This is a genomic window from Gimesia chilikensis, assembly GCF_007744075.1.
GTDB lineage: Bacteria > Planctomycetota > Planctomycetia > Planctomycetales > Planctomycetaceae > Gimesia > Gimesia chilikensis_A.
In genome coordinates, this window is record NZ_CP036266.1 from 4,797,152 (window position 1) to 4,823,091 (window position 25,940).

At 53.0% G+C, this 25,940-nt stretch carries 27 protein-coding genes; 13 read left to right on the top strand and 14 right to left on the bottom strand.

The window, feature by feature from the left end; translation table 11 throughout:
- Window positions 1–19: 19 nt before the first annotated feature.
- On the bottom strand, window positions 20–490 hold the full coding sequence (locus tag HG66A1_RS18025) for an SUKH-3 domain-containing protein (protein WP_145186977.1): 471 nt from the start codon (window positions 488–490) through the stop codon (window positions 20–22).
- A 426-nt stretch (window positions 491–916) separates the two neighbouring features.
- Here HG66A1_RS18025 and HG66A1_RS32825 point away from each other — a divergent pair, with 426 nt between their 5' ends.
- The 7 genes from HG66A1_RS32825 to HG66A1_RS18060 all read left to right on the top strand — a co-directional run bounded on the left by HG66A1_RS32825 (window position 917) and on the right by HG66A1_RS18060 (window position 6,441).
- Window positions 917–1,087: an IS3 family transposase gene (locus HG66A1_RS32825; RefSeq protein ID WP_197996653.1), complete on the top strand. Its 171-nt coding sequence runs from the start codon at window positions 917–919 to the stop codon at window positions 1,085–1,087.
- A 40-nt stretch (window positions 1,088–1,127) separates the two neighbouring features.
- Complete coding sequence (locus tag HG66A1_RS18035) at window positions 1,128–2,141, top strand: hypothetical protein (RefSeq protein ID WP_145186983.1); 1,014 nt, start codon at window positions 1,128–1,130, stop codon at window positions 2,139–2,141.
- Window positions 2,142–2,220: 79 nt separating this feature from the next.
- Entirely contained in the window at window positions 2,221–2,787 is a 567-nt protein-coding gene (locus HG66A1_RS18040) for a hypothetical protein (protein ID WP_145186985.1), read from the top strand.
- A gap of 68 nt (window positions 2,788–2,855) precedes the next feature.
- Window positions 2,856–3,506 (top strand): tetratricopeptide repeat protein, encoded by a 651-nt coding sequence (locus HG66A1_RS18045; protein WP_145186988.1) that lies wholly within the window; start codon window positions 2,856–2,858, stop codon window positions 3,504–3,506.
- 265 nt (window positions 3,507–3,771) lie between these two features.
- On the top strand, window positions 3,772–4,392 hold the full coding sequence (locus tag HG66A1_RS18050) for a hypothetical protein (protein WP_145186991.1): 621 nt from the start codon (window positions 3,772–3,774) through the stop codon (window positions 4,390–4,392).
- Window positions 4,393–4,879: 487 nt separating this feature from the next.
- Entirely contained in the window at window positions 4,880–5,770 is an 891-nt protein-coding gene (locus HG66A1_RS18055) for a tetratricopeptide repeat protein (protein ID WP_145186994.1), read from the top strand.
- Window positions 5,771–5,811: 41 nt separating this feature from the next.
- Complete coding sequence (locus tag HG66A1_RS18060; protein WP_145186996.1) at window positions 5,812–6,441, top strand: hypothetical protein; 630 nt, start codon at window positions 5,812–5,814, stop codon at window positions 6,439–6,441.
- A 63-nt stretch (window positions 6,442–6,504) separates the two neighbouring features.
- Here the strand turns inward: HG66A1_RS18060 and HG66A1_RS18065 are convergent, their stop codons facing one another.
- Window positions 6,505–7,464: a histone deacetylase gene (locus HG66A1_RS18065; protein WP_145186999.1), complete on the bottom strand. Its 960-nt coding sequence runs from the start codon at window positions 7,462–7,464 to the stop codon at window positions 6,505–6,507.
- Window positions 7,465–7,951: 487 nt separating this feature from the next.
- Window positions 7,952–9,154: an NAD(P)/FAD-dependent oxidoreductase gene (locus HG66A1_RS18070; RefSeq protein WP_232106611.1), complete on the bottom strand. Its 1,203-nt coding sequence runs from the start codon at window positions 9,152–9,154 to the stop codon at window positions 7,952–7,954.
- A 728-nt stretch (window positions 9,155–9,882) separates the two neighbouring features.
- Here HG66A1_RS18070 and HG66A1_RS18075 point away from each other — a divergent pair.
- Window positions 9,883–10,473: a hypothetical protein gene (locus tag HG66A1_RS18075; protein ID WP_145187005.1), complete on the top strand. Its 591-nt coding sequence runs from the start codon at window positions 9,883–9,885 to the stop codon at window positions 10,471–10,473.
- 112 nt (window positions 10,474–10,585) lie between these two features.
- Here HG66A1_RS18075 and HG66A1_RS18080 read toward each other — a convergent pair whose 3' ends face one another.
- Window positions 10,586–11,248, bottom strand: coding sequence for a hypothetical protein (locus HG66A1_RS18080; protein WP_145187008.1), 663 nt, complete (start codon window positions 11,246–11,248; stop codon window positions 10,586–10,588).
- Window positions 11,249–11,380: 132 nt separating this feature from the next.
- On the opposite strand from HG66A1_RS18080, the gene HG66A1_RS18085 reads away from it, so the two are divergent.
- A complete protein-coding gene (locus HG66A1_RS18085; RefSeq protein WP_145187011.1) occupies window positions 11,381–11,773 on the top strand; it encodes a hypothetical protein in 393 nt (130 codons plus the stop codon).
- Window positions 11,774–11,797: 24 nt separating this feature from the next.
- Here HG66A1_RS18085 and HG66A1_RS18090 read toward each other — a convergent pair whose 3' ends face one another.
- Both HG66A1_RS18090 and HG66A1_RS18095 read right to left on the bottom strand, forming a co-directional pair.
- Window positions 11,798–12,061, bottom strand: coding sequence for a hypothetical protein (locus HG66A1_RS18090; RefSeq protein ID WP_145041843.1), 264 nt, complete (start codon window positions 12,059–12,061; stop codon window positions 11,798–11,800).
- A gap of 156 nt (window positions 12,062–12,217) precedes the next feature.
- Complete coding sequence (locus HG66A1_RS18095; protein ID WP_145187014.1) at window positions 12,218–13,027, bottom strand: hypothetical protein; 810 nt, start codon at window positions 13,025–13,027, stop codon at window positions 12,218–12,220.
- A 381-nt stretch (window positions 13,028–13,408) separates the two neighbouring features.
- Here HG66A1_RS18095 and HG66A1_RS18100 point away from each other — a divergent pair, with 381 nt between their 5' ends.
- Window positions 13,409–15,262 (top strand): glycerophosphodiester phosphodiesterase family protein, encoded by a 1,854-nt coding sequence (locus HG66A1_RS18100; protein ID WP_145187017.1) that lies wholly within the window; start codon window positions 13,409–13,411, stop codon window positions 15,260–15,262.
- Window positions 15,263–15,386: 124 nt separating this feature from the next.
- Here HG66A1_RS18100 and HG66A1_RS18105 read toward each other — a convergent pair whose 3' ends face one another.
- The 4 genes from HG66A1_RS18105 to HG66A1_RS18120 form a co-directional block, all read right to left on the bottom strand.
- Window positions 15,387–16,391: a DUF1559 domain-containing protein gene (locus HG66A1_RS18105; RefSeq protein WP_197996654.1), complete on the bottom strand. Its 1,005-nt coding sequence runs from the start codon at window positions 16,389–16,391 to the stop codon at window positions 15,387–15,389.
- Window positions 16,392–16,420: 29 nt separating this feature from the next.
- Window positions 16,421–17,233, bottom strand: a complete 813-nt coding sequence (locus HG66A1_RS18110) for a DUF1583 domain-containing protein (protein ID WP_197996655.1) — start codon at window positions 17,231–17,233, stop codon at window positions 16,421–16,423.
- A 245-nt stretch (window positions 17,234–17,478) separates the two neighbouring features.
- Complete coding sequence (locus HG66A1_RS18115) at window positions 17,479–18,648, bottom strand: polysaccharide lyase 6 family protein (protein ID WP_145187026.1); 1,170 nt, start codon at window positions 18,646–18,648, stop codon at window positions 17,479–17,481.
- A 234-nt stretch (window positions 18,649–18,882) separates the two neighbouring features.
- A complete protein-coding gene (locus tag HG66A1_RS18120; RefSeq protein ID WP_145187029.1) occupies window positions 18,883–19,380 on the bottom strand; it encodes a TIGR03067 domain-containing protein in 498 nt (165 codons plus the stop codon).
- Window positions 19,381–19,638: 258 nt separating this feature from the next.
- On the opposite strand from HG66A1_RS18120, the gene HG66A1_RS18125 reads away from it, so the two are divergent.
- A complete protein-coding gene (locus tag HG66A1_RS18125; RefSeq protein ID WP_145187032.1) occupies window positions 19,639–20,085 on the top strand; it encodes a hypothetical protein in 447 nt (148 codons plus the stop codon).
- A 62-nt stretch (window positions 20,086–20,147) separates the two neighbouring features.
- Complete coding sequence (locus HG66A1_RS18130; RefSeq protein ID WP_145187035.1) at window positions 20,148–21,005, top strand: DUF3472 domain-containing protein; 858 nt, start codon at window positions 20,148–20,150, stop codon at window positions 21,003–21,005.
- Between the two features lie 35 nt (window positions 21,006–21,040).
- Here the strand turns inward: HG66A1_RS18130 and HG66A1_RS18135 are convergent, their stop codons facing one another.
- Together HG66A1_RS18135 and HG66A1_RS18140 are read right to left on the bottom strand one after the other, a co-directional pair.
- A complete protein-coding gene (locus HG66A1_RS18135; protein ID WP_197996656.1) occupies window positions 21,041–22,021 on the bottom strand; it encodes an aldo/keto reductase in 981 nt (326 codons plus the stop codon).
- Window positions 22,022–22,724: 703 nt separating this feature from the next.
- A complete protein-coding gene (locus HG66A1_RS18140; protein ID WP_145187041.1) occupies window positions 22,725–23,096 on the bottom strand; it encodes a hypothetical protein in 372 nt (123 codons plus the stop codon).
- A gap of 227 nt (window positions 23,097–23,323) precedes the next feature.
- Between HG66A1_RS18140 and HG66A1_RS18145 the strand changes: the two genes are divergently transcribed.
- Window positions 23,324–23,644 carry a hypothetical protein gene (locus HG66A1_RS18145; RefSeq protein WP_145187044.1) on the top strand — a complete coding sequence of 107 codons (321 nt, stop codon included), beginning with the start codon at window positions 23,324–23,326 and terminating at the stop codon, window positions 23,642–23,644.
- A gap of 46 nt (window positions 23,645–23,690) precedes the next feature.
- On the opposite strand, the gene HG66A1_RS18150 is transcribed toward HG66A1_RS18145, so the two are convergent.
- Window positions 23,691–24,125: a VOC family protein gene (locus HG66A1_RS18150; RefSeq protein WP_145187047.1), complete on the bottom strand. Its 435-nt coding sequence runs from the start codon at window positions 24,123–24,125 to the stop codon at window positions 23,691–23,693.
- Between the two features lie 89 nt (window positions 24,126–24,214).
- Window positions 24,215–25,930, bottom strand: coding sequence for a sulfatase family protein (locus HG66A1_RS18155; RefSeq protein WP_145187050.1), 1,716 nt, complete (start codon window positions 25,928–25,930; stop codon window positions 24,215–24,217).
- Window positions 25,931–25,940 lie beyond the last annotated feature (10 nt).

The window sequence follows — 25,940 nt, forward strand, 5'->3', positions numbered from 1 at the left end:
AGGTCACTTTAACTTGCCATTAGAAAAGGTCTTCAATTTTATAAACCTGTGATGGTTTTGATGTCGCAGCAATGAGTACCTCTAAAGCGTCTGCAAGGTTATCCGCAATGTTATGTACCCCCACTTCAGAAAGGCTGTAAAAAACTCCCTTCTCTGAAAGCACTAAAAGAGCATTATCTCCCCAAATACTTCCAAGACAGCAAAGTGGTTCTTCCATTTTCTTTTCCCAAGCTATTACCTCTGTCGTCCAATCTGCCATAATAGGATCAAATTCAATTTCTCCTGTCGCATAAACTCGATCAGGATTCAGAGGTGGATTGACTTTAAGACCACCGAAATTTTCAAGAATTTCAATAGCATCAGGAAAATATGACATACCTTCTCTTCTAAAATAACTTTGATAGAGATCAGTCGAAACTTTTCGGTCAACACTCCATCCGGCGCTTCGTAGTATTTCGCCTACGTATTCACTAATAGGATTTATATTCATATTTTTTTTCTTATTTATATTTGAATTTGATATCAATGACACTAAATGAAGTCCTCTGGAAACAGTGGGCGTTCTAAAGAGAGTGTAAACAATCCTGAAGAGAAACGGAAAAGGGAGTAGACTCTGAATTGTCTGATCATCAGGGAAAGCGACGCCAGGTAGCGTTACTTAATTCGGATGAAATAGACCAAAGACGTTTCAACCGGGGCTAAGGCCCTGCGGCTCATTTTCTTTTCTGCTGTTGAAGTCCTGAAAACAAGTGTCACAACAGACCCTCGGCCACAGTGGCTACTTACATCGCTAACGTTGTCGATCTCATGGACACTCAGAAACCTATTCAATAAACGCTACCTGGTATGTATCATAGTGGGACAAGCCAACTGTGCCACATGTCGTAAGAAAGACTATTGAAACAATGCGGTGAGGGTGAGCTTCTTTGCGACACGCAGGAACGAGCTGGTTCAGCGTCAGAAATATGAAACACGGGCATCAGCCCGGCACAGCATTTTCGAGTACACAGAAATGTTCTACCATCGTGAAAGGCTCCATTCATCTCTGGGCTATCAGAGCCCCGAAATGCTTGAGCAGGCAGACTAACCTGATTTCAGAGTCCACTATTTCTGAGGAACTTCATTTCATGAATTATTGTCTCGTTTCAGTGATATTCCTGATGTCATCCGCAATTTGTTTTGCCAAAGAATTGCCTACCGAAGCAAAGAATATTTTAGCACACCATAAAGCAAGTATTGCCAGGCTGAAAAGTATTCAGGCGAAGGTGGTCAGCAGGGTAGATACTGGCGATGGTACTCTGAAAAAAATGACGGAAACGGATTGGTATCGCGTTGGTTCTGAGGATCGCTTTTCGATAAAAACATACATGAGTTACGGCGTTCAGGAAAAGTCATGGAATGCCAGAAAAGAGCCTCTACTAGAGGAATATGGTTACAATCCCAAGGAGATCCGTATCCTTTCCAACTGGGATCAGGAAAACCATCCCAAGCTGCCTCTCAAGCCAGGTGGAAAGCATGCCATTCACTTTGCCAGAATAGAAGGATCAATCCAACCCCGAGATCCTGCCAGAAGATATCAAGCAGTCTTATCATGGTTATTGCTTGTCCCAATTGTTACACAGGATTTAGAAAGTCTTATCGAAAACGCTTCAGAAGTTGATTTAAAATCAACCGAGGAAGGTCCTGTTTTCGAATTGAAAACCGATCATGGAAACGTGAATATTCAACTTGACCGTGAGCATGGATATTTAATCAAGCGTTGTGAGTGGTTTGCTGGTGACCGGGCTGAAAAACCAGTCAGCATTATGGAAGTCACGAAGTTTCAGCATTTTAAAGACAAGCTTGTATTTCCTAAAGCAGCGGTGGTCAAACGTGGCGAAAAGGTAGTATTGGATGTTGATGTTATTAAACTCTCATTAAATGAGCAGTTAGACTCCAGTCTGGCCAGAGTTCAATTTCCTGAAGGAGCTCGGGTTAACAATCCCCATCGGGGAGAAATCTATGTATGGGGAAAAGATAAGCCAAGACTCACGTTTACTTCGAATAAAATATTTCACGAATGGGAGAAGGCTGCAGCTGGAAGTCATGTTCCTGATAATAAGGAAGTGCCTCGGAGGAACGGAAAAGCGGGTAGCCCCTGAATTGATTGATCAGTGGTTATAATGATGCTGATTTCATTACAGTGGGACCAGCCGACTGTGCGACCTGACGAGAACTGAAATGAACTGGATTGTTCCCCGAGTCAGAAACGTTCGCAGAATTCTGCCGTACCTGTTGTATGGGGTGCTGCTGGGCGGACTCTACGGGATGCTGCATGATCAGATCAGCTATACGATCTCGCGGGAATATTTCACCGATTTCAAATTCCACCAGTTTCGTTATGCGGATTTTCATTTGCCGGAGCGGCTGTATGTGAGCATCATCGGCTTCCTGGCGACCTGGTGGGTGGGTTTATTTTCCGGCTGGTTTCTCGCGCGGATGCGTTTCAACAGCGATGATTTACAAACGGCCCGCCGCGATATTCTGCAGGGGTTCGCAATCATCGCCTGTTGTGCCATGGGTGCGGGTATTCTGGGTGGCGTCGCGGGATACCTGAATTACTACGTCTTTGATGCTCAGGAATTCCTGGGGTTTGAAAAACAGTTTTCCGGAACTACGCTCAAGCGATTTGCGATCGTGGGTACGATTCATAATTCTGGTTACGTCGGCGGTCTCGCAGGATTAATTGTTGCAGTCTTCCTGCTGAAACGGAAAATGAAACAGCGGCTGTCCGACGTTGATATGTGATGGAACAGGGATCTCCCCCCAAATCGGTTATTTCTATCAATCGTTAACCCTGCAGAACGAGTCTTTAAATGAATCTCACTGATGTTGTTCGCGAGTTGTATCAGACGGCCATGGTCATTCCGGAACCGTTCTCAGAATTGTCCATGGAAGAACAGGGGGAAGCAGCGCGACTGCTCGCACAGTTCGAGGAATTGCAACAGGCACACGACACAGTGCCTTACGCTGAACTACTTCATCCGATGCTGCTCAGTAAGAACGGGCGTTTTCAGGATGCACTCACTCTGACACGAGACTATTACGAGAATGCCCGCAGCTGGGAAACCGCAGTTGCGTACGCAAACGCGGCGCGGCGAGCTGGTGACCTTGATTTAGCGGTGACTCTATTTTCGACTGCTGCCGAATATGACCCGAACGATTTGACGTGCTGGCTCGAAGTAGGAGACATCAACCTGGAACGTGGGCAGTTCACGGAGGCGTTGACTGCCTACGAAAAGGCACTGGAAAAAGAGAACAGCAATCAATGGGCGCTGCCATCAGCCTTCTATTGCCGACACAGACTGGGCATCGCCGGGAACTGGCTCACCAGCCTGCGGGAAGTCGCCAACCAGGAGGGGTGCACCTGCGGTATGGAAGGCTGCCTGACAGAGATCTTTGGCGGATACGGGTCCAGCGACGGAATTGCCAGGGCGGCGTATTTACTTGAGAAAGCGGAGCAGTAATCGGACGGAAATAGAGGCAGATTCCTGACTGGCTGATCAGGCGGGGTGTGATGCTGTTGCTTCACAGTTGGGCCAGCCAACTTTGTCCGGGGTGTCCCTGATCGCGAGGGGAGGATCAACATCCGCTGTGATGCAGGTCTTCCCTGAAAAACACGGCCAACGAGCGCAGATAAACACTTAACACATTTACACCCTGCGGAAATCCTGATAGATTAAGACAGAGTCAGACTCTATCTAACAATCGTTATCCAAAAGGGAGAAAGACATGAAACCAGTCTGTTTCGTATCGCTGTTCCTGGTTGTACTTTTACTGCCTGGGCTTGCGACTGCTGATAACAGCGGGCTTGCAGGCGTGGAGTTTTCAGAAACGACGGATCTCTCCGATGCAGTGGAGCGATTCAATGCTCAAGTCAATCGAATCAGCAAGGTTGGCCGTGCTCAGCCACCGTTAACGGTCGACGAAATCGTTGCTTCGATTCGTGCATGGGACCGTAAACAGAATCCGATCGACCCCGGGTTGCTGGCTGTCTTTCATCAGATTGCAGAAACCCAAACATTGCCCGCTGATTCCGCGATCATGTTCACTCAAGGCTGGACGCCAAACGGGGACTATGAATTCACGGTGTGGTGGGTCGATATTTGCCTGTACTACCCTCGCCCGGATCGTGAAGACAGCAAATATGTTTACGTACACCGCATTCGTGATCGTACGATATCAAGTCGACCAAGACAAAAACGGATTGCCGTCGACTCAGGTTTGCTCACGTTGCCGGAAAGAGAACGTCTCGCTGCAAAGCACTTCGCTGCCTTCATCTCCGGAGCTGACGCTAAACAGTCCTCGGATCACAAAGCCGAGAACCGGAACACTCATTCGCGCGGCAACTGATAGCGAAGTCTTCCATTCGTACCCGGGGTGTGAAGTTGAGGTTGGTGGTTTTTCTCTGCATCGCGGCGCGGCAGCTACGACCTCTTGCTCGCTGCGCTCGGATCGAATTGCATTCGATCCCACCCTTTCTGTTTTTTTTGCGGGTGGGGGATTTTGCTGATCCCATTCGTGGTTTGCTCTTGCTTGTTCTCTGCCAGGCGGGCCGACACATGGGTCGGCCCCTACGACTGTTGAGGTTGGAATGGGTTTGATATTTGTTGCGTGTTCTGTTTGTTGGGGCTTTCAACCGGGGCTAAGGCTCTGCGGATAATTTCTCTTGTTGCCTTGAGGGGGGGCATATCCAAGCATACTGCTTTCCCGATACGCCTGGGGGGCTTCATAATTTGCTTGACAACCTGATCTTATGGAATGACACTGCACTCATGCTACTCGTGATGTCAATAATTGTTTTCTCTCTGTGATTCCTGTCTTCGAGTTAGATGAGCCGATGAGTGATACTTCAGATATCGACCTTTTACTGCAGGCGCCAGCCTCGCTGGCTGTTGCCGAACAACTTTTAGCATGGGCCGAGAAAACGCGCCAGCAAATTGCACGCGGGGATCTGCAGTTGGGGATTTTGTCGGTCGAGAGTCTGGCGAAGATTCCTGTGGCTTACAAGACGGCTGCTCAACAGGGACTGTCACCGACGTGGGTCACTCTTGCCTGGTGGTATGCCTTTCCTGATATCGGCGAACCTGACCTGCCTGCTGCCGAGGATGCAATGCAGGAAGCTCTGGCCGCCGACTTCCAGTACGCAAAGCTGGAACTGGCCCGGCTGCGCTGGTTCTGCAAACGAGAGACGGCTTCGCTTCTGGAACAACAGCAGGCCTTTGAGTATGTCTCTGAAATCACCACAGACGAAACAGAAAACGCTGAGGCATTTTATCTGCTTGCGTTATTGACTACACACGGTTTCGGGGTGGATGCTTCCCCGGCGGCGGGTTTCAGACTGCAACAACGCGCAGCGGAACTCGGAAATGTGGATGCCCAGTTTGAAATCTATGTCCATTATGCGAATGGTCTCGGTGTTGCCGTCGATGAAGAGAGAGCGTTTGCCGCCTGTCAACGTGCTGCAGAGGGAGGGCATCCGCGGGCCATGTATAATCTCGGGGCGTATAACGCGACCGGCAGGGGGACTCCCCGAAATATGACAGAAGCGGTCAAATGGTACGAACGAGCCGCTGATGTTGGCAACGCCGCTGCGCTGGCTGGTCTTGCGATGATCTATGCGACCGGTGATGGTGTTGAGTTGGATCACGAATATGCACGCGAACTGTTCGATCAGGCCGATTATTGTGGACTCGATGTCAGTCAGCTGCGAGAACAGGTGGGACTCTGACAGCAGAGATCCAGACACTGGTAAAGAAACAGGAGTAAGCGATGGACGATTCGGAGCGGACATTCATGGGAGGGAATCGGAATCCGGAACGCTTTGGTTTTTCGGTGCGGGCCAGCCTGGGATCTGAACCCGATCAGAGTGTGATTGATCGTGCCGCGGTGCTGCTGGGGCGCGACGCCTTCTTTGTCGACAAAAAAGGTTATGAATGCGAATTGATCGCGGCCGCCATTCATGAGCCCACGAACCGCGTGGCTTATGTCGAATCGCGGGCGAAAGAACGCCGGTGGACTTCGATGATTGATGTATCGATCAAGGTGCATCTGCGGGAGGCGGACGGCAAGGACCGGTCGGTCGATATCGAATCTTACAATCCTTTCTTCGGCTGTGATGTCGGCTTTTTTGAATGGCTCGGCGAGACGGCGGTGCTGATCTACACCGAGAAACATGACACGTATGTCTGTGCATTCGGGTCAGAGTGGCCGCCACGATTTATTGAAATTGAAAATCGCTGGGTGATCAACGAGGGAATGCTGGGATATCTTGGGTACAAGCAGAAGCAGGTGCAGCGACTGACGCTGCCGGAGTTATCACAATTGGCACCTGTTTCTCTGGATGAAGCAAAAGCGGCGGGACTGCTGCCGGTGGTTAGATATGGTTTGGATGAGAAGTGACTCTGGATTGCCCCACATCTGATAAAACTAATCGGTAGGAAGCCTCAGGAGTCGGCCCCGCTTTCAATATCCTGCTCTCTCCAGCAGCCCGATCACGGAATCGGCTACCAGTTGAAAACTCTGTTTTGTGTAGCCGCCGCTCAGTAGCATGATCGTGGGAATTTGCCGTTTGCGTAATTCGTTGACAACGTATAAGTCGCGTTCGCGGATCGTCGCTGCGGAGATATTCAGTCCCCCCAGAGGATCTCCCGCGAAAATGTCAGTGCCTGCATTGTAAATCGCCAGTCCGACGGGGGATTGGGAAACCGAATCGAGAAAGCCGGGGAGGTTGTTTTCCAGTTCCAGCATGTATTCACGATCGGTCCAACTCCGCGTAATGCCGATCTCACAGTCGAGTCGTTCCCGGGCAGCGACATCGTTCTGTGGATAAGCCTGCGCGTTGAAAATATCGAACAGAAACGCCCGATTGTCGTTCATAAATGCATGGCTCACCCCGTTCCCCTGATGGGCATCGGTATCGACGTAGACAATCCGGTCGGTCTCTGAGATCAATGCCTGTTGCCGCAGCGCAGCCACCGCGATCGCGGCATCGGCGTAAACACAAAAGCCTTCGCCCTGGGCTGGCTTGGCGTGGTGATAGCCGCCGCTCAGATTGATGGCCAGTCCATGTTCCAGTGCCTCTTGAGCGGCCACAATGGTGCCGCGTGTAGCCCAGCGCATCGGACGCAGTACGTGATGATCAATGATCCAGAAGGGCAGAAACTGCAGCGGGGCCAGTTCGAGTGCCTGCGCGACATACATCGAATTGGAAAGTTGTTTCAAATAACGTTCCGTGTGGACCAGTAACAGTTCCTCACGACTGACGGCTTGTTCCGGGGAAACATGGATTTTACGCAGCGACTTTCCAAAACGTGCACGCAGCTGTTTCCACGCCCGCCCGTATTTGCGCGAATCGAACGGATGCAGGCGTTCCAGCCCGTAAAAACCGATATTGTATTTTGGTGAATAAACGACGCGGCACATGGCAGGACTTACGACTTTCCGTTAATAGCGATTCGCATATCGTATCGACGTCGCACAGCGCCCCCCTGTTAAAGAGCAACTGGCAGCATCAGATAATTGTAACGATGACTAAGTGTATAGATTCTATTTTTCTTCGTGGGTTCGCTCAACAGAAGGTTCTCAAGAAAGCCCGTTACTTTGAATTGATCGCGGCAGCTGCGACCTCCTGCTCGCTGCGCTCGGATCGAATTACATTCGATCCCACCCGCTTTCTCGGGGGAGTTTTATTGCCCCACTTCACGTTTACTCTTTTTCACTCTCTGCCAGGCTGGCCGACACTTGGTTTGGCCCCTACGACTGATGTGGTTGGAATGGGTTTGGTGTTTGTCGCGTGTTCTGTTTGTGGGGCTTTCAACCGGGGCTAAGGCCCTGCGGCTAGTGGTCGCTGGTTTTTGTCGGTTTGATAGTGTGGGACTGATTATATTGTCGGTTGTGTTATCTCTCGGCCTTACATCGCATTCCCGGCGATCCAGGCTGTGGTCCAGGCGTTTTGGAAGTTGAAGCCGCCTGTGATACCGTCGATGTTGAGAATTTCACCGGCGAAATAGAGGCCGGGACAGAGGCGGCTCTCCATCGTGCGAAAATCGACTTCGTTGAGGTCGACGCCGCCGCAGGTCACGAATTCTTCTTTGAAGACGCCTTTGCCCGTGACCTGGAATTCGCCGGCCGTCAGTTCGTTGACGAGGGCCTGCGATCCCTTTCTGGAAAGTTCGGCCCAGCGCACCGGTTGCGGGCCCAGGCTGTGATCGACGAGCGACTTCCATAAGCGTCTGGGGAACTGCCAGGGACTGGCTGCGTCGATGTTTTTCTTCGCCTGCGCTGACTTGAACGCGTTTAACTGTTCGCGTGCCTGGTCGGCACTCGTTCCTGCCAGCCAGTTGATGCGGAGCAAGGCACTGTAATTCGCTTCAAAGAGTTCGCGGGCTGCCCAGGCAGAAAGTTTCAATACCGCCGGTCCGCTGAGGCCCCAGTGCGTGACGAGGATCGGTCCCGACTGGGTGAACGTTTTCGTGCTGGTGACCAGTTGACACTCGACCTGATCGACCGCGACGCCGGGCAGGTCCTTGATGCGCGGATCGTTGACTTTGAACGTAAACAGCGACGGAACGGGGGGCACGATTGTGTGACCGAGGCTGCCGGTTAATTCAAAGCCGGCGCGACTGCCGCCGGTTGTCATGAGGATGTAGTCTGCGGATATTGATTCGTCCGTCTGCAGTGTGACGGTGAATTGAGATTCGTGATGTTCGATCGCGGCAACGTTGGCACGCAGACGCACTTCGACGCCCGCGTTTTCCGCTGCGGTCATCAGGCAGTTGACAATGGTGGCGGAATCATCGGTGGTGGGAAACATGCGGCCGTCGGCTTCCGTTTTGGTGGCGACCCCGCGTGACTCGAACCACTCGATCGTGTCGGCCGGTTGAAAGCGGGTGAAGGGACCGCGGAGTGCTTTTCCGCCGCGAGGATAGCTGTTAACCAGGTCGCGGGGTTCGAAGCAGCTGTGCGTTACGTTACAACGACCGCCACCCGAGATGCGGACTTTCGCCAGGACGGAGGAAGCGGCTTCGAGGATCGTCACCTGGTGACCATTTTCCGCAGCTGCGATTGCCCCGAAGAATCCGGCTGCACCGCCGCCAATCACAATGACTTTCAATATTCCTCGCCTCTACTCAACCGGGTGATATCGCACGCTATGACCAGAATCATCTGGTTTTACCATCAACTGAAGACAGAGAGTCTAGCAGTTCATGCGTTTGAATTCACTCGTGCGGCTTTGCTGTTTCCGGCTTTCATCTTGAATCGTCGTTTGCGAGGCGTGCGATACGGAACAGACATTCCATACCCGGGGATTGTGTGAAGTTGGTGGTTATTCTCTATATTGATCGCGGCAGCTGCGACCTCCTGCTCGCTGCGCTCGGATCGAATTGCATTCGATCCCACCCTCTTTCCTGGGTGAGTTTTATTGGACCATTTCACGTTTACTCTTGATTGTTCTCTGCCAGGCGGGCCGACACATGGGTCGGCCCCTACGGCCCTTCTGCCTGCTGGAGCTTTCAACCGGGGCTAAGGACCTGCGGCTATTTTTATTACTGCGTTGGGAAGTGGAAATGCTGTTTGAAACGGTGACTGGGGTGATGCCGCTCAGGAGTGTTGAGGCAACTGCGTGAATCGCTCGCTGAGATTCCGTTTCAGATGGGGATTTCCAGGAACTCGGCGAGGGTTTGGGCGTCTGCCTGGATCTTTTCGAGGTTGTCGTGATCGACGACGTTGGTGCGGACCCTGTCGCGGAAGTTGGCAAACCAGGCTAGAGATCACCACCTGGAAACGGTAAGATGACTTCGAGTATCGTCCGTGGGCCGTTTTACTTGAAACAGGATTACCATGATGGAATATCGCTTTTCAAAAGGCTTTTTATTCGGAGAAGAGACCATCGTCATGACGGAGCATTCACTGCAAAGGCTCAATCGTCACGGAAAGGTAACCAGGGAGATTCCATACAAAAAGATCTCTCGAGTGAATTCCTTCTCTGGCCTGTCAGCCTATGATGAAGAGAAAAAAACGTTCCCGGTAGAAATGGTTCGGATCATCCCCAGCTGGGGGCTGTCCATCAATTTTCAATCCAGCTATTACCTCCGAATGGGATCGAGACAAATGCAGATGGCGAAAAATCAGCTGGAAGCATATCAGGCCTTTTTGGAAGAACTTAAGAATCGGATTCGCACCAACAACCCAGACGCCGTGCTGCAAACCGGCAACAGAATACTCTCCGTGCTGAGCTACCTGTTTGCCTTATTCTGCCTGATGATATTTTTACTGACACTGGCAGCCCCTGTCTACGCTCTGTTTGTCCCCTCACGTTCCATTGGTGATATCTGGCCGCTTGAAATAGCTTTATTGTTTCTTACAGCGATGTTCGGTCGTACTGCGTTTCATATGGGACGGGACTACGCTCCTGAGCGAAGGAAACTCTAAGGCTGGAACAGGGAGAGATCCTGAACTGGCTGGCCCGGCGGGGAAGTGACAGCTTTTGATCACGTTGAACAAGCCGCCTGTGACACCCGGGTGAATGTTTGAATCTGCTCCCTTAGATTCCGTTCCAGATGGGGACTTCCAGGAACTCGGCGAGGGTCTGGGCGTCTGCCTGGATCTTTTCGAGGTTGCCGTGATCGACGACGTTGGTGCGGACGCCGTCGCGGGAGATGAGATTCATTTCGTAGCTGTGATACGAACTGTTTTTGCTGTGGATATATTCTTTGATCAACTGGATCGCGTGGATTTCCTGAAAGGGCATCAGCTGTTCGTTTGCGGTGGCGTAGATCAGTTCATCGTCGGAGATTTTGCCTCTCCAGAAACAGTTGTGCTGCTTGTCGAAGACCACCGGCAGTGTGCCGAAGTAGAGCGTCGTGCCGCCGATGATGGCGAAGGCGATACCGACGCCACCCGGAATGAGGATCTCCGGTACGAATATTTTTTCATTACTGACGATTTGAAAAATTGAGAAAACCAGAGCGGCCATCCCGATTCCAAAGAAGATCAGGTAGAAGCAGATGGCACCCGCTGTCGCACGGAACTCGTAACGCAGGGGGGAGGCCTGCACCAGTTTCCGCGTGCAGAAGTTTGCCCCGCCCCCTTTGAGCGGCGACCAGTCTGTTTTTAAAGCGATGGGATCGTCGAATGTTGCGGGATCGAAGGGCTCACTCCCATCCTCTGCCAGGCTTTTGATTTTGTCGATGAGGTTGCGAAACATGGGCAGTGGGCCTTCATGACGGGGGGGGGGATCTGATGTCGCGGGTATGATAGCAGCCGAACCTGTGTTTGCCTATGTTTGTCTCACCAGAAAGAGGAAACCAGTTTTCGCACCTTTACAGAAGAGTTCCCTATGGCCATTAACCCGCTCTCTGAGATTACACTCGACGCTGAATATACCAGTGGACCACTGGCGACTTCCGATCTGCACGCGGGGGGTATTTTCTTCTGCGTGCTGTACGAGGAAGTGCTGATCTTTCGCCCCAATAATGTAGTCGAACTTGATGTACGGATTCTCGACAACTGGCGGCCCCTCGACGACGAAGCGGATTTTCTATCAAAGCGATCTGCAACCGGTAGCTATGGTCTCAATGACAGGGAATATCTCAGTTGTAAATTCCCTCATGCGACTTACACTGGACTTCCGTGCGACCTGAATCCGGACTGGCTGGCGTTTCATCTGACATACAGGTATTTCGATCAATGTAACAGTCGTGTCTACACGCTTCGCACTGGAAAACAGTAAGTGAGTTTCGTCTAAAGGTGTATCTCACAGCCCTTCCCGGGTCAGGCGGAGTTTGTGCCGTTGATGGTCGCCGATGGTGACCAGTTCGTCGGTATATTCCATCAGGCCGAGTGTGCTGAGATCCCGGTAGGCCTCGTCCAGAGCTTCGAGGGGAATGCCCGGAAAGCGTTGAAAGTCGGCTTCGTCGGGTGACTTGCGATGGGAGTTTAGGAGCCGGTGCATGAGGTCGGTGACCTCGGGCAGATATTCTGTTGGATCATCGTCAATTTCATCCCAGTTGTCATCCATGATATTCTCTCCTGCGCGATCTCTGGTCTTCAAGTCCGGATACCTTCTACCCGTATACTGTATCAGGAGACCATCGACACAGATAGCCTTCCTGCAGGTGACCTGAGAAAACTGTGCCCCCGCCTGCACACCCGGGCAGAGACCTGGAAGCGGACTTCAGCTCCAGAGCTTCCAGAGGATGGTGATGATCAAGACCACGACAAAGATCAGACAGCCAGGAATCGTGGACTGTTTTTCTGCTTCCACGGGTTTGAAACCGTAATCGACGACCTCGGGCAGGTCCGGTCCTTCTTCTGGCTCGAAGGGAACCAGGTATCCCCGTTGCACCAGTTGCTGGACTGCACGATTTTCCAACAACTGCATGTAAGTGAGCATGTCATCCTGGTTGTGAATGGAGACAAAAGTGTCTCCCCTGCTGACAATGGTCTGCCGATGTTGTTCCAGTAACTCTTCGAACCTGCACTCGGGATAATACGTCACCACGTTTCCCGGCGTGCGATCGAATCTCTGACGTCCGACTTCGCTGGTAATCGAATTTTCTGCATCGATAAAGGTGTGGAGGCCACTTTCTCCCCAATATGAACCATCTGCTTCCCCGAAAATGACGGGAGCCGCTACTACACACCGACCGCTTTTGTGCCGGGCCAGAATCCGAACCCCCACCAGCTTTAAGTGATCGCGATTGCGACCGTAAAGGTAGCTTTCCAGCAGAGGATCGACGAAGCCCTGCTCTGCAAAGTGATCGAGGATCGGCGTGATCCGAGGCCGTGCTTCTTCCGGGACCTGGTCCAGTTCAATCAGTCGCTCTCGAATGTCCCCTTTGACCATGCTGATGGATGTTTTGACGCTGGCCAGACGGATTTTGAACATCAACCAGACATAAAATGCCAGTAGTACGCGGGGAGACTGCATCCGGAGCCATTCCCGCAAGGTAAGACGCCCCAGGTGTTCTTCGTAAAATTCCATCGTGCTGCTTTAGCTGTGAGTCAATGTGGCTGTAAAGTAATTCCCGGTTCTGGTCTGGAACAAGCGGAAGCTGCCAAGTGTATACCGTATTAATACATGAGATGAAACCGCTGTGATGAGCTGTCTTGAGAAAACAGTGAGGTTGGCGCGTGCTTCACGCAAACAACATAATCCACGCCTACACAAGCTCGTTGACAACAGGGGTGTAATCTGCTGTCGCGTGTTCTCCCTGTTTTTGCGTTTTTTCGGGAACCGCCTTAATGATGTTGAGGATTTCCCGGGTGTGCTGCGGTATGATAGGAATCGCCTCGCGCATGCAAACGGACTGAGTATTACCAGCGACGGATTGAATCTCTGCCTGAACCAGAACAGGAAGCAGACATGTCTCTCTCACCTTTCATCCGTCAGATCGCAGGCAGCCTGGGTGCCGCCTGGCGTCCACTGGTTGCGACCGATCTGCTCTATAAACTGCTGGCGTTTGTGATTTTGACGCCGTTACTGGCGGGTTTGTTTCATTTCCTGCTGGCGATCGCAGGTCAAAGTGTATTGACTGACGTGGATATCGCCCTGTTCTTTGCCGGCCCGTTTGGCTGGCTGTGTGCGATTTTTCTGGGGGCAGTCTGGTTGAGTATCGTCGCACTGGAACAGGCGTCGCTGCTGGCCATCCTGGCGGCCCGACATCGGGGGCAGCGACTAGGAATGCTTGATTCCCTGCGGTTTGCAGCAGGACACGCGGCCGACGTACTGAAAGTAACCGCGAAAATGATCGGCTGGACGTTGCTCAGCCTGGTGCCATTCCTGCTGATTGCCGGGGCTGTCTACTTCGGTCTGCTGGGTAAATACGACATCAATTTTTATCTCAAAGAACGTCCGACTGAATTCAACGTCGCCGTCGGCATTGGTGTCGTGCTGGTGCTGATTCTGGCCGTGATCCTGTTTCGACTTTATTCCGGCTGGTTCCTGGCGCTGCCCCTGATTCTGTTTGAACAGACGCCTGCCGCACAGGGTTTGCAGGCCAGTCAGCAGCTGGTATCCGGTCAACGTCGCCCGATCCTGATCTGGCTGGTGACCTGGGTGATCTGTGTGTTGATTCTGAACCTGGTGCTGGTTGCGCTCGTAGGTCTCGCGGGGCGGTTCCTGATTCCCACTACGGTCGGCTCCCTGCTGATTCTGGCCACGCGGGTGGGGCTGATGCTGTTCATCCTGTCGGCGAGCAGCCTGATTCTGAACCTGTTTGCGACGATTGCCTTCGCGGGTCTGTTATTTCATGGTTATCTGCGGATGCATTCCGCCGCCAGTGCCGCGATTAAGGCCAGCCCGCTGGAGGTACAGCAGCGCGGAAAACCGCTTTTGACTCCGTCCCGTCTGGCCGCGGTGGGGGTCGCAGGTTTTCTGCTGGCGGCGCTGATCGGATATGTGTCTCTGGAGCGTTCGCTGAATCTCGAAACCGAAACACAGGTGATGGCACATCGAGGTGCTTCCAAAGCGGCTCCCGAAAATACCATGGCCGCATTTCAGGCTGCGATTGACGAGGGTGCCGACTGGATTGAGCTGGACGTACAGGAATCGGCGGATGGCAAAGTGGTCGTAATTCACGACAGCGATTTCATGAAACTGTCACGTAATCCGCTTAAGGTCTGGGATGCGAAGCAGGATGACCTGGCGGGCATCGACATCGGCAGCTGGCTGGATCCGAAATTCAACGCAGAACGGGTGCCTCTGTTATCCGACGTGCTGCACTTATGCAAAGACAGGGTGGGCGTAATTATTGAGCTGAAATACTACGGCCACGATGAGCAGCTGGAGCAGCGGGTGGTGGACATTGTCGAAGCAGCGGGTATGGCCAAGCAGGTGATGATCATGTCACTCAAACCCAAGCGGGTGGCGAAGACCAAAGCCTTGCGACCAGACTGGAAATGTGGCGTCTTACTCTCTGTCTATGCAGGCAATCTGAAAGAGATTAAAGCAGACTTTCTGGCCGTGAACGCGAACTTCGCCTCGCGAAATTTTGTGAAGCGGGCCCATAAAGCGGGGAAAGAGGTCTTTGTGTGGACGGTCGATGACCCGGCCATGATGTCTCAAATGATGAACCGGGGCGTGGATGGATTGCTGACCAATGTCCCCGCGGTGGCGAAGCAGGTGATCCAGGAACGCGAGTCGCTCAACCCTGCAGAACGGTTACTGGTGGAAATTGCACTGTTGTTTAAACAACCGCAGGCAGAGCTCGTGCAGTGAGGCTGGGAGTTGTCAAACCGATTTAGTGAAGATGATCATTCAGGAACGTCACACTGTCAGTTACCTGCTCGCTGCGCTTGGTAGCGTTTCTTAAATTGGATGGTATATACCAGAGTCGTGCCATTCAATTATTGCCCATTACTTCGTTTCCAGAGGTGGATCCCATTGCTTTCCAGAGTGAGGCGTCGACATTATAACTGACCGCGCGGACTGAGCCGTCTGCCATCACGACATTCACTACGGAACCGTGCCGACTGTTGGCCGGCATACTATTACCATTCCAGGTGAGATCCGCTTTGCAGGCGGTGGTGCCTGGGGTCAGGAAGTGGTTGTAACGTGTAAAATTCATATTGCCTTCCAACCAGGTCATCCCGCCGTTCGAATCGGTGTTGGACAGGGTGGATGCCACCGATTCGTTCAAGTTGACACACCAGGTTCGAAATGAGTCTTCCGTCCAGGGTGCGGCTAACCCGAACAGATCAGACTCCATATCCGTGGAGCTGTCATCGTCGTCCCCCAGAATCCGTTCGCTGTAGGCAGCTGTATTGGACAGTCCATCCGTTATATGACTGACACGGACTGCACTGGACTGGCCGAACATTCCGTTACCGCGTTTGCCGTCCCAGTTACTGCCATTACAGGAGCGATAGTTGGTATTTCCCCAGGGATGAGTGAGTCGATCGATGTCGGATGGACAGAGAAATACGGGAATGGTGGTTTGTGCGACCTCTTCATTCGGACCGATTCCAGTGACCTTGCGGGGCTCGCCGGTAGTGTCCGGGTAGAATGGTTGCACGTTAAAATTGATCCTGTTGTAAACGTTGGTATGATCCAGAAATGGAAGTAACTGGGAATGGGCGGAATAGCGTCTTGAATCGACAGAGGTGATAGGATTCGTATCCGGCGCCCCCAGCACGACCCCCACTCCGAAGGGATAGATGGAATGCATGGACTCATAATTCTGTAACGCGATACCAATCTGCTTCAGATGATTGCTGCAGTTCAGCTTGCGGGCGGATTCTCGCGCAGACTGGACCGCGGGCACCAGCAGTGCAATCAATAACCCGATGACGGCCAGTACCACCAGCAGTTCGATGAGGGTAATTCCTCTGGCACGCTTCGATTTCATCTCAATTCCCATATAAGCTGCCCGGCAACTCAGGCTTGCCGTATTTTATAAATCACGATCAGAATGACACCGAGGATCACTACTGCGATCACGGCTCCCCAAATCCAGGGAGTCCAATTCGTCTTTGGTTGATAATCAAACGTAAGCTGATCTGCTTCCAGCATGATCTCGGTCAGAAGCAAGTCCACGGGGGCCTCGGATCCCCCCTGCTTCACGCCAACGTGCAGATAATCAACGGGACTCTCCGTATATTCAAAGGACTCGATCAAAACCGGTTCCTGACCATCGGCAGTGTTGGCAGCAAAGGTCAGGAGGTTGCCTTTACGTTCAATTTGCATGACTCCCTGACTGATGTTCGCCTTCTCTGACTTTGATTTACTGTCGTAGCCTTTACCGTCCGGTTTACGGAAACCACGATGCGCGACATTCACTTCGCCCGCGTGATGCTGGTTGACGTGCTGTACCGTTGCCCATTCCCGAGCCTTGTCTTTGATTCCAATGGAGAGTCCCGCCCCCGACCCGCCTTCAGGCTTTCCGAGTTCGTTGATTGTGTATTTTCCGGTGATCTTGAAATCCCCTTCGAGACGACACCGAATATCAATGCCCCCCCAGTCCTTTTTATCGCCGGCGGCCAGCTTCATATGTAATCCGTCAGCAGTGGGCTTAATTCCGGCCAGGTTACCATACAGCTCAAAGCGATTGAGATCGTACCCCCCTCCCCGAAAGCTGAAATCCCAGCGTTCCCGATCCGCAGCTGAAAGCGAATCTGGTTCCACCCCTAACAGGAAAAACGCGGCAGCGATTACAGATAATAAGCAAGCATGACACTTCAGAAGTTGCATCCAATTGAGCCTTATCGAAGCAAAACAGTTATCATGGAGACAGGAATAAACCGGTTGTCGAAGTGAGACAGCAGAAGACTGCAGAATCAGATTGGTGGGAAAATAAGGGAGTTCGCTAAGGATGCCTGCCTGCAACCACACGCCACAGACGTCCATATATACAGTATACACAAGGCCCGTTTTTTTGTGAAGGTCACATTAATGTAAACTGAGCCTGGTGCGAGAGCGACTCCGCGCCTGATTGATTATTGTCTCTGGTCAGCCGAGCCGACATCTGTGGGTTTGAGTTGTTTCATGGTGGGTTTGCCGGAGTGGCGGGTGTTTTTGATGGTGATATTTTCCGGGAGCAGCGTACGGGAGCGACTGCCCAGACCGTGACCGCGGACGATGTCATTCCCGGCGTTGTCGATCAGTGTGTTGTTTTCGATGAGTACATTGCGGACCTGGGCGTGCTGGTTCAGTTGCGGATTCTCAACGCCGGCACTCAAAGCGATCGCACCGTCGATGCGGTCGCCGACGCCTGCGATGTGATTCCCGATAATCTGGTGCCCTTCACCGATGACGCGGATGCCGCCGGAATGGCGGTCGCCGTTACCCAGGATGAGGTTATCGCGGACGATGCAGTTGTTACCATGTCGGAGGGTGAGTGCACCGGCACAGCCGACGATGGTATTGCGTTCGTAAACATTATCGCATGACTTATTGGAAATGAGTTCGATTTCACCATCGCAGTTTTCGAACAGGTTTTCGGAGACGACGCACTGGGCCGATTTCAGTGAGGTTTCACTGGTGCCGATACGGAGGGTTTCGAATCCGTTGCCGTTCCCGCGTGCGCGGTTGAGGAAGTGATTGCGTTCGATGCGGTGCCGGCCGACTTCGCCCTCTTCGTCCAGCCAGACGACCAGCGTAGTACCCGAATGGTTCTGGCCGGCGAATCGACAGTGATCGACGCGGTGATGATGCCCGTTGAGGCTGAGCCACTGATAGCGGGTGTCGATCTCGTCCGGGTTATAGGCTTCGATGGTGCAGCGGGTGACCCGATTGTGTGCCCCGCGGATCAGCAGAACATGCCCGGTCTCCAGACTCCCGTCGCGGAAGGTCAAACCGTTAAGGATGACGTGTTCGCCATTGAGATTGAACGAGGAGGCTCCCGTGAACGCGACTACGGAACGCACGGTGATCGGCTGCTCCGGCGTCCCCTTGAGTTTGAGTTTCAGACGGACATCGTGCCAGTCTTTGCCGCCAAGGGTGATGACGTCTCCCGGGCGGGCGGATTTTCTGGCGGAGTCCAGCTCAGCGGGAGTGGCGACGCGGAAGTCTGCGGCTTGAACCAGAGCGGGACTGGTCAGGAGGCAGAGTGTCACGAGGGTGGCTCTGATGAATTGCGACGGTGGTACACAGAATTGTGTCAGCATGGAGTTCTTTTCGTTTCCCGGTGGTGAGTGGTCGTGAATCGCTGTTATACTATTATAGACGCTGGATGAAACTGGTGGCCAGATACTATTTCAGTAATGGTTTTCGCATGTGTTCTACGAGGCTGTGCTCCAAATCATCGTTGATGATTTGGAAGAACCGGGGCTAACGCCCTGCGGCTAATGGATGCATACAACAGCGATTATCGATCCTGCGTCATTGATGATCTGAGACGCTCAGGGAACTTCTTTTTCCTGAGTCGCTTGGAGGCGTTTGAATTTCACGAAGATGTGTTGATTCTCCGCGTTCGTGGTGAAATCTGTGGGGCGGTCTTTGCCGGCAGGGGCGAAGCAGAGTTTGCGGCTTGTTTTGCCGAGTTCGTAAATGCCCCGATAGGTTTTTCCCTGGTCCTGTCCGGAGGTTGGCTGGATATCGATGGTTTTGACGCTTTGGCTGGGATCGATGCTGGTCGTCCCCCGGGCAATCTCGTTTCCATCGGAACGCAGACTCCAAGTGCCGTCGGCGCCGTTGACGACGGTGAGGTGTTTCACATCTTCCCCCGCTGAACGATTGCCGTTGATTTCCAGCACTTGGATCTGCCAGGTGCCCGCGATCTGGTTGCGGTCCTTTTGAATCGCGGCTGCTTGCTTATCGTCGGCTGAGACCACGGCGGTGAGGGCTGTGAGAGTCGCGACGGTGACGAGGGTCTTCAGTTTTGACATTGAGCGCTGCATGAGTTCTCTCCCCTGGTGAGATGTTTCTTTTTCGGGATTCCGTTCTGCTGCAGTCCTTGATTCTAAATGATTTGTACGTGAGTCACAAACATTTTTAATACCAGGTGATTCACCCTCCTGTTGCAGATGCTTACATATGGTTGAAGTGGGAATTGCATGTGCTTACGATACAGGAACTTGACTGACAACAAACATACGACTGATTTCTTCTCTTATATCAAACCGAGTTGAAACCGCATTCAGGACGGGATACCGAAAATGGAAGTGCCTTCCGACAAGATTTATGAGCTGTTCAATTACTGCTACGACCAGGCCAAATCGATGCTGCAGGAGTCGGGCGGGTTCAATCCGTTTGGCGCCCTCCTCACGCCCGCACTCGAATTGAACGCGGTCCGAGCAGAACTGGGGGATACGCAGCCTGACCAGAAAGATATCTACCAGGCCCTGGACAAGGCTTTGCAGGAACAGACCCAGAACAACGATATCGTGGCATCTGCCCTGGCCTGCGATGTGAATATTCCCGAGAAACATGAGCCGCCGTCCCGCGATGGGCTCCGCGTGCATGTGGTCAGCCAGGGGTTATCGCGCTACATCTACGTTCCGTATCGCATGGAGTCCGGTGAGGATGGGAATGACGTGACGTTCTTTGAGCCGTTCACAGTCGATCTGCATCCGCATATCCTGGGAGACCTCACCCAGGGCTGAAGACAAGTCGCTGCCTGTGGTGTAACCTTGCTGAACTTTCTCTGCTGCATGAAGGAGTGGCTATGATGCTCTGGAACAGATTTCCCGGATTCTGTCTCGCTTTCCTGTTTCTTGGTCTGTTTGCAGGCACCGTCTGTGCAGAGGAGCCGAAGTATGCTCCGATGCCGTGGCATCTGGCGGACCTGTGGTGGGAGATGAGCGAAGAAGTTCTGTTTGAGAGTTACAGCATCGATGTGACCATCAGCGACGAAGTGCCGGAGACCAAGCGACTGTATATCTCCCCGATCGGGCTGGGACACCTGAGTCAGACGCCCTTTTACGGAGGCCTGCAGACACAGTCCGACGGCTACACTCTGCAGAACCGTCAACTACGGAAGCTTGGGCCCGGACTGCTGATGTCGATGTGGGGCGAGCGGAGCCCTCAGGCGATTCGACCGGGCGAGGGTGGGTTCTTCCAGAGCTCCGGCCACGAAGGCGATTTTGTCAGCGTGCGGCGTCCTTTTAAGTGGTCAAAAGGGACGTATACCTACAAGATCATTCGTCTGGACCGGGAGGTGATTAACGGCAAGCCCTGCACCTGGGTCGGTGCGTTCCTGGAATCACGGGCTAAGAATGAGACAATTTTCATCGGGGCCCTGCGGTTTCCGGGAGAGAACCTGAAACTATCCCCCAGGATCGCGAGTTTTGTGGAAGTGTATGGTGCACGGATTCCTGTGGAAGAGATTCCCCGGGTGACAGTCACGTTCGGCAACCTGCAGGTCAACGGTAAACCTGCGACGGTGAAATCGGTCGAGGCGTTATATCCCAAAGGCGTGCCGGATTACGCGGATGCGAAATTGAAAGATGGTCGGATTGAAATCGAAGTGGGCAAGCCAGTGCAAGAACGCCGCTCACGGCAGATCCGGTTCGCATTCGATTGAATGTGCTGGAACGATAATCCCAAAGACCTGCTCGATCAGGCGCTGATCTTCTCGGGGATCTGTTCGAACGTGTTGCGAATTGCGGCTCTGACCTCTGCCGAGAGACTCTGATCAGAGGCTGCGAGGATCTCGCTCAGGTTTTTGATTTTCGTCGTGCCAAATACACAGCTTGAGATATCCTGATTGGCGAGCACGTAGGCAAATGCGGCCTGGGCCGGGGTCAGGTTTTCTACTGTGGCGAGGGCTTCCCGCATTGGTTGGGCGTTGCGAGAGAACTGACGGCCCGTCGATTTGAGCAGTGCCCGGGCCAGGTACCAGAGGTCGGCGGTGCTTTTGAAGGAGCCGATCTTGCCTGCCACGAGGTGCCCCTGGGCAAGCACGGTTCCCGCGACAACCCCGATGCCTGCTTCGGCCAGTTTGCGGATGACGGGTTCCCGGTCGAGCTGCAGGACGTTGAAGTCGAGCAGGACCATGTCGAACAGATCGGGATGATCGGCGATATAGAGCAGGTCGGCCGCGGAATGACTGTTGACGCCCAGGCAGCGGAACATGCCCCGTTCTTTCATATTGCTCAGACGATCGATCAGCGCGGGGGTAATCTGGTCCTGAGTGATGCCGTGCAGCTGGAAGATATCGAGGTAATCACAGTTCAGGTTCTGAATCGATTTCGCGCAGGTGGCTTCGATGTAATCGGGTGAGAAATCTTTGCAGGGACGATTGCGGAATACCAAAGGGGCGGACGGGACGATGGTGCCGGCCTTGGTGGAGAGTACGAACTGAGAGCGGTCGTGCTGCGCGAACAGCGGTTTCAGAATGCGTCCCAGTCGGGGTTCGGCGTGGAAGTGACAGTAGTTGTGCCCCGTATCGAAGAAGTTGACCCCTGCATCAAACGCGGTGTGAATGATGTCCGCAGCCTGTCGCTCTGGAAAGCGGGCATTGCCCCAGAATCCGGAACATCCGAGGGAGATTTCCGAAACCGTGATATCCGTATTTCCAAGCTTCCTGAATTTCATCATCGACATCCTGATTCGATTGGATTTTTCCGGGACGGGTCACTCAAAAGACTTACGTCCCTGGCCTGCTCTTACACGAGCCTGACATGCGGGGAGTTTAGCAGTTTTGTGCAGGTAGTGTGAGAGCGATTTGCGGGGAATCTGGCTCTGCATGTTTACCTCGCCTGGCCGGAGCCACTGCGTATGATGAGTGCGTTTTGGTGAGCGGAGAACGTTTCTCCGCTGCTGAAAGATTGCTAATTCTGTTTCCCTGGGAGTCTTACATGGTATCTGCTGCATCAGGAGACAACACGCCCGGGGCTTGCTCTGCGTTGCAGGTATCTGTTGTCACTCTGTGTGACGGGGCTGATCATCGCGATCGGCACGAGGGTGTCAAGCAGAATTTACGGTCTGAGTTTGCTGTGAGTTGCCGCTCAGTTTGGTTGAAATGGTTCCGAAATGCTTTGAAATTGTACGACACAACGGGAACCGGTGCTGAGTGTTCCGGTGAAAAACGGCAAAATTCGACGACGATTCAGGTGGACCTGGGGTACTTGTGTCACAGATTCCAGTGCACGCATCACCCGCCTCGCGCGCGAAGCACAATTGCAACACTTTATGGATCGGAAAGTGCGGATCAAGTTCAGTTTATTCAGTTCTACGCACAGACCGGGAGAGATATTTGCAGTGTGCAGTGTGCAGCGACAGAAGTTTTTTTCGCGACTGGTCAGTCTGCAGAGGGGACTTCAGCGTGTTCCGGCGTTGATTCCAAAATGGTGAGGGCTCTTTCCGTGAGCGCCAGCATGGCTTTCCCCCGCTTGAGATACAGGATGAGCGAGATCAGAAAGATGACCAGGGAGACCAGCATCGCGGTGGCCCCGGCACTCAGGGCGGTCAGGGAGTTATTGAGAATGTCCACAATAAATTCGAACGGCTGTTGCTGGTCTGTCTCTTCCCAGCGTTGCGAGATGCTGGTGATGATATTCAGGACCGCGTTGATGCTGAGAAATGGAGAGAGGATGGCTGCGATGAGCGACAGGCAAACCGTCCAGCCCCAGAATCGTCTTGATTTTTTCAGGTATAAGAATTCTTCCATCATTACCTCGGACGATTTCATAAACGACAGGAAATTGAGTCACAGCAAACAGTTTCAGTTGCATTCATTTTCCGCCTTGAGTATTTCTATACATGCATTTACGTCGAACTCAAAATATCCAAATCAGTCGCACTCTGCAAGCAGAATATTTCCCTGGAAGTGCGACCGCAATCTACAAGAATATCCCTTCGGAAGCTGCTTCCGACTTCAAGAGAATGCAGGTATTCCACATGCGCTGGCATTTCGTGGGAGGCATCATTGCTTCCTTAATCAGTCTGTTTTATATCGCGGTTGGCCTGATGATGGTGACCACGATAGTGTATTACAACGTGCGTTACGGACCGATCGAATACAGTTACGGCCGATATGAGTCACTCGACAAGATCGCCCTGACCTGGAAAAATTATTTAGGATGCAGTCTCACTCTACTCGTGGGAACCGGCGCCGGTGCTGCTGCCTTGTGCTGGTTCAAGCAGAAAAATCGATTTGGGACGCTCCTGTTTCTAATATCAATGGGCCTTGCGGGGGTGGCGTCCGCGATTCTGCGATAAAATTAAAATCACGTTGACGAAGGAGACAGGTGCGAGCACTTCTGTATCAGTTGGCAAACAGCTGGGATTCGATATCTTTGAAGGCTTTGAATTCCAGTGCGTTGCCGCTGGGGTCGAGGAAGAACATGGTAGCCTGTTCGCCCGGCTGCCCCTGGAAGCGGATGTAGGGTTCGATAATGAACTCGATCTGTCGTTCGCGCAGACGATCAGCCAGGGACTGCCAGCGATCCATGGTGAGAACGACACCGAAGTGGGGGACAGGGACGCCGTGACCGTCGACGGGATTCACGTGCGCCGCGATGCTGCCGTCGGGGCCGATGTCCGGATTCAGGTGGCAGACGACCTGGTGGCCAAAGAAATTGAAGTCGACCCAGGTCTCGGCGCTGCGTCCTTCACTGCAGCCGAGCAGGTCACCATAAAAGGCGCGGGCTTCGGCAATGTCACGCACCTGAAACGCGAGATGAAAGGGATCGAGCTGCATGAGAGGCCTCGGCTGTCTGAATGTTTCAGGAGACAAATACAATAATCATACACCAGCATGCCGGTATTGTCCCGGCAAGAGACGTTACTTCAGGGGCTTTCAGTGCCGTTACTTCTGCCGGCCTTGATATATTGTTTCAACAGGGCGTGCATCTGTTGCACCTGCTGCGGATGCTGTTTTGCGATGTCGGTAGATTCTTCGATGTCCTGGTCCAGATCATACAGGGTATACGCAACGGGGATGCTGTCATCCAGAACTTGCTCGACCGTTTGGGGGCCGCGGATCGTCAGTTTGAATTGTCCCTGTCGGACGGCGAACGTGCCGTTGTGATGATTGTGGACAATTGCCTTATGGAAGGAGACGGGCCGCGATTCGCCTTGCAGGGCCGGGTAGAAACTCACGCCATCTTCTGCGGTGCTGCTGTCGAGCGGGACATCCAGCATTTCTGCCAGCGTAGGCAGGACGTCGTTGAAGACGATCGTAGTCGAACAGGTTTCGCCTGGCTTGATGACTGTGGGCCAGCGCACGAGAAATGGAACGCGGTGCCCCCCTTCTTCGAGGCCCCCTTTCCAGCCGGTACAGGGACCGTTGCTGTCGTGACCGTAGATCATGGTATCGCCGCGAACCCAGCGCTGGGGATAGCCTTTGGTGCGGTTCACGGGCCCATTGTCGCTGGTGAAGATGACGAGAGTGTTGTCGGCGATGCCCAGGTCGTCCAGCTTCCGGAGCAGCTTGCCAACGTGGTAATCGAGCTCGACGACGAAATCGCCATAGGTGCCGGCTTTGCTTTTGCCCATGAACTCCTTGTGGGGAACGATCGGGTTATGGGGTGTGGTCATCGCGTAATAGAGGAAGAAGGGCTGGTCGGGTTTCGTGCGGACCGCGGACTCGACGAACTCGCAGGCCTTGTGCGACAGCGTGGGAACGAGTCGATCCATAGTGTAGCCGGCGGCGACAATGTTATCGTCCCGACCATACCATTCGCCGTGTTGTGCTTTGGCCTGGGCGGAAGTCATGGTGGGAATGACGGTCACACGGTTGTTCTCGATGAAAGCGGCGGGGTTCATCTCTGCAGAACCGGCGGTGCCGAAGGAGTAAGCGAAACCAAAGTCTCGCGGACCTTTCAACGCCGGAGAAGCGAAGTCGATATTTTTAAAGTTCTGATAGTTGGGGTCGACGCGGATCTGTGCCCGTTCGCTTTCGTCGTGCAGCTTCCAGTCGATGCCCTGGTGCCATTTACCGACGAGTCCGGTCCGGTAGCCAGCTTCCTGCATCAGGTTCGCAATGGTTTTGCGGCCCGGTTCGATCAGGGTACCTGCGAAATTCGCGAGGTTCCCCCCCGAACCCAGGCGGGTACGCCACATGTAGCGGCCGGTGAGCAGGCCGTAGCGGGAGGGGACACAATAGGAGCCCGCGGCGTGGGCATCGGTGAAGGTCAGGCTCTGACGGGCGAGTTGATCGAGATGGGGTGTCGGAATCCGGCTGTCGGCGTTGAGGGCGGTGACGTCACCATAGCCCATATCATCTGCAAGTATAAATACAATATTAGGTACACTCTTCTTTTCAGAGGAATATGCTATATTAAGCGAACCAAACACAATGTATAATGTCAGTGTTGTAAGGATGAGTGTAGTAATATTATGTAGTAAATATCTATTTGATGATTTTTCATCAAGCCCGGAAATTACTGCTGCAGGTTGCATAATGGCTCCAATCAAAGTGATTCTTCTCGGGGATTGCAAGTTATTACCTTTTGGTATCAGCCAATGGAACCAGCGGGTCAAGCAAATCATTACCCGAATCATTTTTGATGAA

Bases quoted from the DNA above. Each gene is read 5' to 3' on its own strand.
- HG66A1_RS18100 (WP_145187017.1), top strand. From the start codon at position 13,409: ATGTCTCTCTCACCTTTCATCCGTCAGATCGCAGGCAGCCTGGGTGCC.
- HG66A1_RS18155 (WP_145187050.1), bottom strand. From the start codon at position 25,930: ATGATTCGGGTAATGATTTGCTTGACCCGCTGGTTCCATTGGCTGATA.
- HG66A1_RS18055 (WP_145186994.1), top strand. From the start codon at position 4,880: ATGAGTGATACTTCAGATATCGACCTTTTACTGCAGGCGCCAGCCTCG.
- HG66A1_RS18110 (WP_197996655.1), bottom strand. From the start codon at position 17,233: ATGCAACTTCTGAAGTGTCATGCTTGCTTATTATCTGTAATCGCTGCC.
- HG66A1_RS18115 (WP_145187026.1), bottom strand. From the start codon at position 18,648: ATGCTGACACAATTCTGTGTACCACCGTCGCAATTCATCAGAGCCACC.
- HG66A1_RS18130 (WP_145187035.1), top strand. From the start codon at position 20,148: ATGATGCTCTGGAACAGATTTCCCGGATTCTGTCTCGCTTTCCTGTTT.
- HG66A1_RS18125 (WP_145187032.1), top strand. From the start codon at position 19,639: ATGGAAGTGCCTTCCGACAAGATTTATGAGCTGTTCAATTACTGCTAC.
- HG66A1_RS18145 (WP_145187044.1), top strand. From the start codon at position 23,324: ATGCGCTGGCATTTCGTGGGAGGCATCATTGCTTCCTTAATCAGTCTG.
- HG66A1_RS18035 (WP_145186983.1), top strand. From the start codon at position 1,128: ATGAATTATTGTCTCGTTTCAGTGATATTCCTGATGTCATCCGCAATT.
- HG66A1_RS18105 (WP_197996654.1), bottom strand. From the start codon at position 16,391: ATGAAATCGAAGCGTGCCAGAGGAATTACCCTCATCGAACTGCTGGTG.
- HG66A1_RS18050 (WP_145186991.1), top strand. From the start codon at position 3,772: ATGAAACCAGTCTGTTTCGTATCGCTGTTCCTGGTTGTACTTTTACTG.
- HG66A1_RS18080 (WP_145187008.1), bottom strand. From the start codon at position 11,248: ATGTTTCGCAACCTCATCGACAAAATCAAAAGCCTGGCAGAGGATGGG.
- HG66A1_RS18090 (WP_145041843.1), bottom strand. From the start codon at position 12,061: ATGGATGACAACTGGGATGAAATTGACGATGATCCAACAGAATATCTG.
- HG66A1_RS18095 (WP_145187014.1), bottom strand. From the start codon at position 13,027: ATGGAATTTTACGAAGAACACCTGGGGCGTCTTACCTTGCGGGAATGG.
- HG66A1_RS18060 (WP_145186996.1), top strand. From the start codon at position 5,812: ATGGACGATTCGGAGCGGACATTCATGGGAGGGAATCGGAATCCGGAA.
- HG66A1_RS18075 (WP_145187005.1), top strand. From the start codon at position 9,883: ATGATGGAATATCGCTTTTCAAAAGGCTTTTTATTCGGAGAAGAGACC.
- HG66A1_RS18150 (WP_145187047.1), bottom strand. From the start codon at position 24,125: ATGCAGCTCGATCCCTTTCATCTCGCGTTTCAGGTGCGTGACATTGCC.
- HG66A1_RS18120 (WP_145187029.1), bottom strand. From the start codon at position 19,380: ATGCAGCGCTCAATGTCAAAACTGAAGACCCTCGTCACCGTCGCGACT.
- HG66A1_RS18025 (WP_145186977.1), bottom strand. From the start codon at position 490: ATGAATATAAATCCTATTAGTGAATACGTAGGCGAAATACTACGAAGC.
- HG66A1_RS18065 (WP_145186999.1), bottom strand. From the start codon at position 7,464: ATGTGCCGCGTCGTTTATTCACCAAAATACAATATCGGTTTTTACGGG.
- HG66A1_RS18045 (WP_145186988.1), top strand. From the start codon at position 2,856: ATGAATCTCACTGATGTTGTTCGCGAGTTGTATCAGACGGCCATGGTC.
- HG66A1_RS18040 (WP_145186985.1), top strand. From the start codon at position 2,221: ATGAACTGGATTGTTCCCCGAGTCAGAAACGTTCGCAGAATTCTGCCG.
- HG66A1_RS18140 (WP_145187041.1), bottom strand. From the start codon at position 23,096: ATGATGGAAGAATTCTTATACCTGAAAAAATCAAGACGATTCTGGGGC.
- HG66A1_RS18135 (WP_197996656.1), bottom strand. From the start codon at position 22,021: ATGATGAAATTCAGGAAGCTTGGAAATACGGATATCACGGTTTCGGAA.
- HG66A1_RS18085 (WP_145187011.1), top strand. From the start codon at position 11,381: ATGGCCATTAACCCGCTCTCTGAGATTACACTCGACGCTGAATATACC.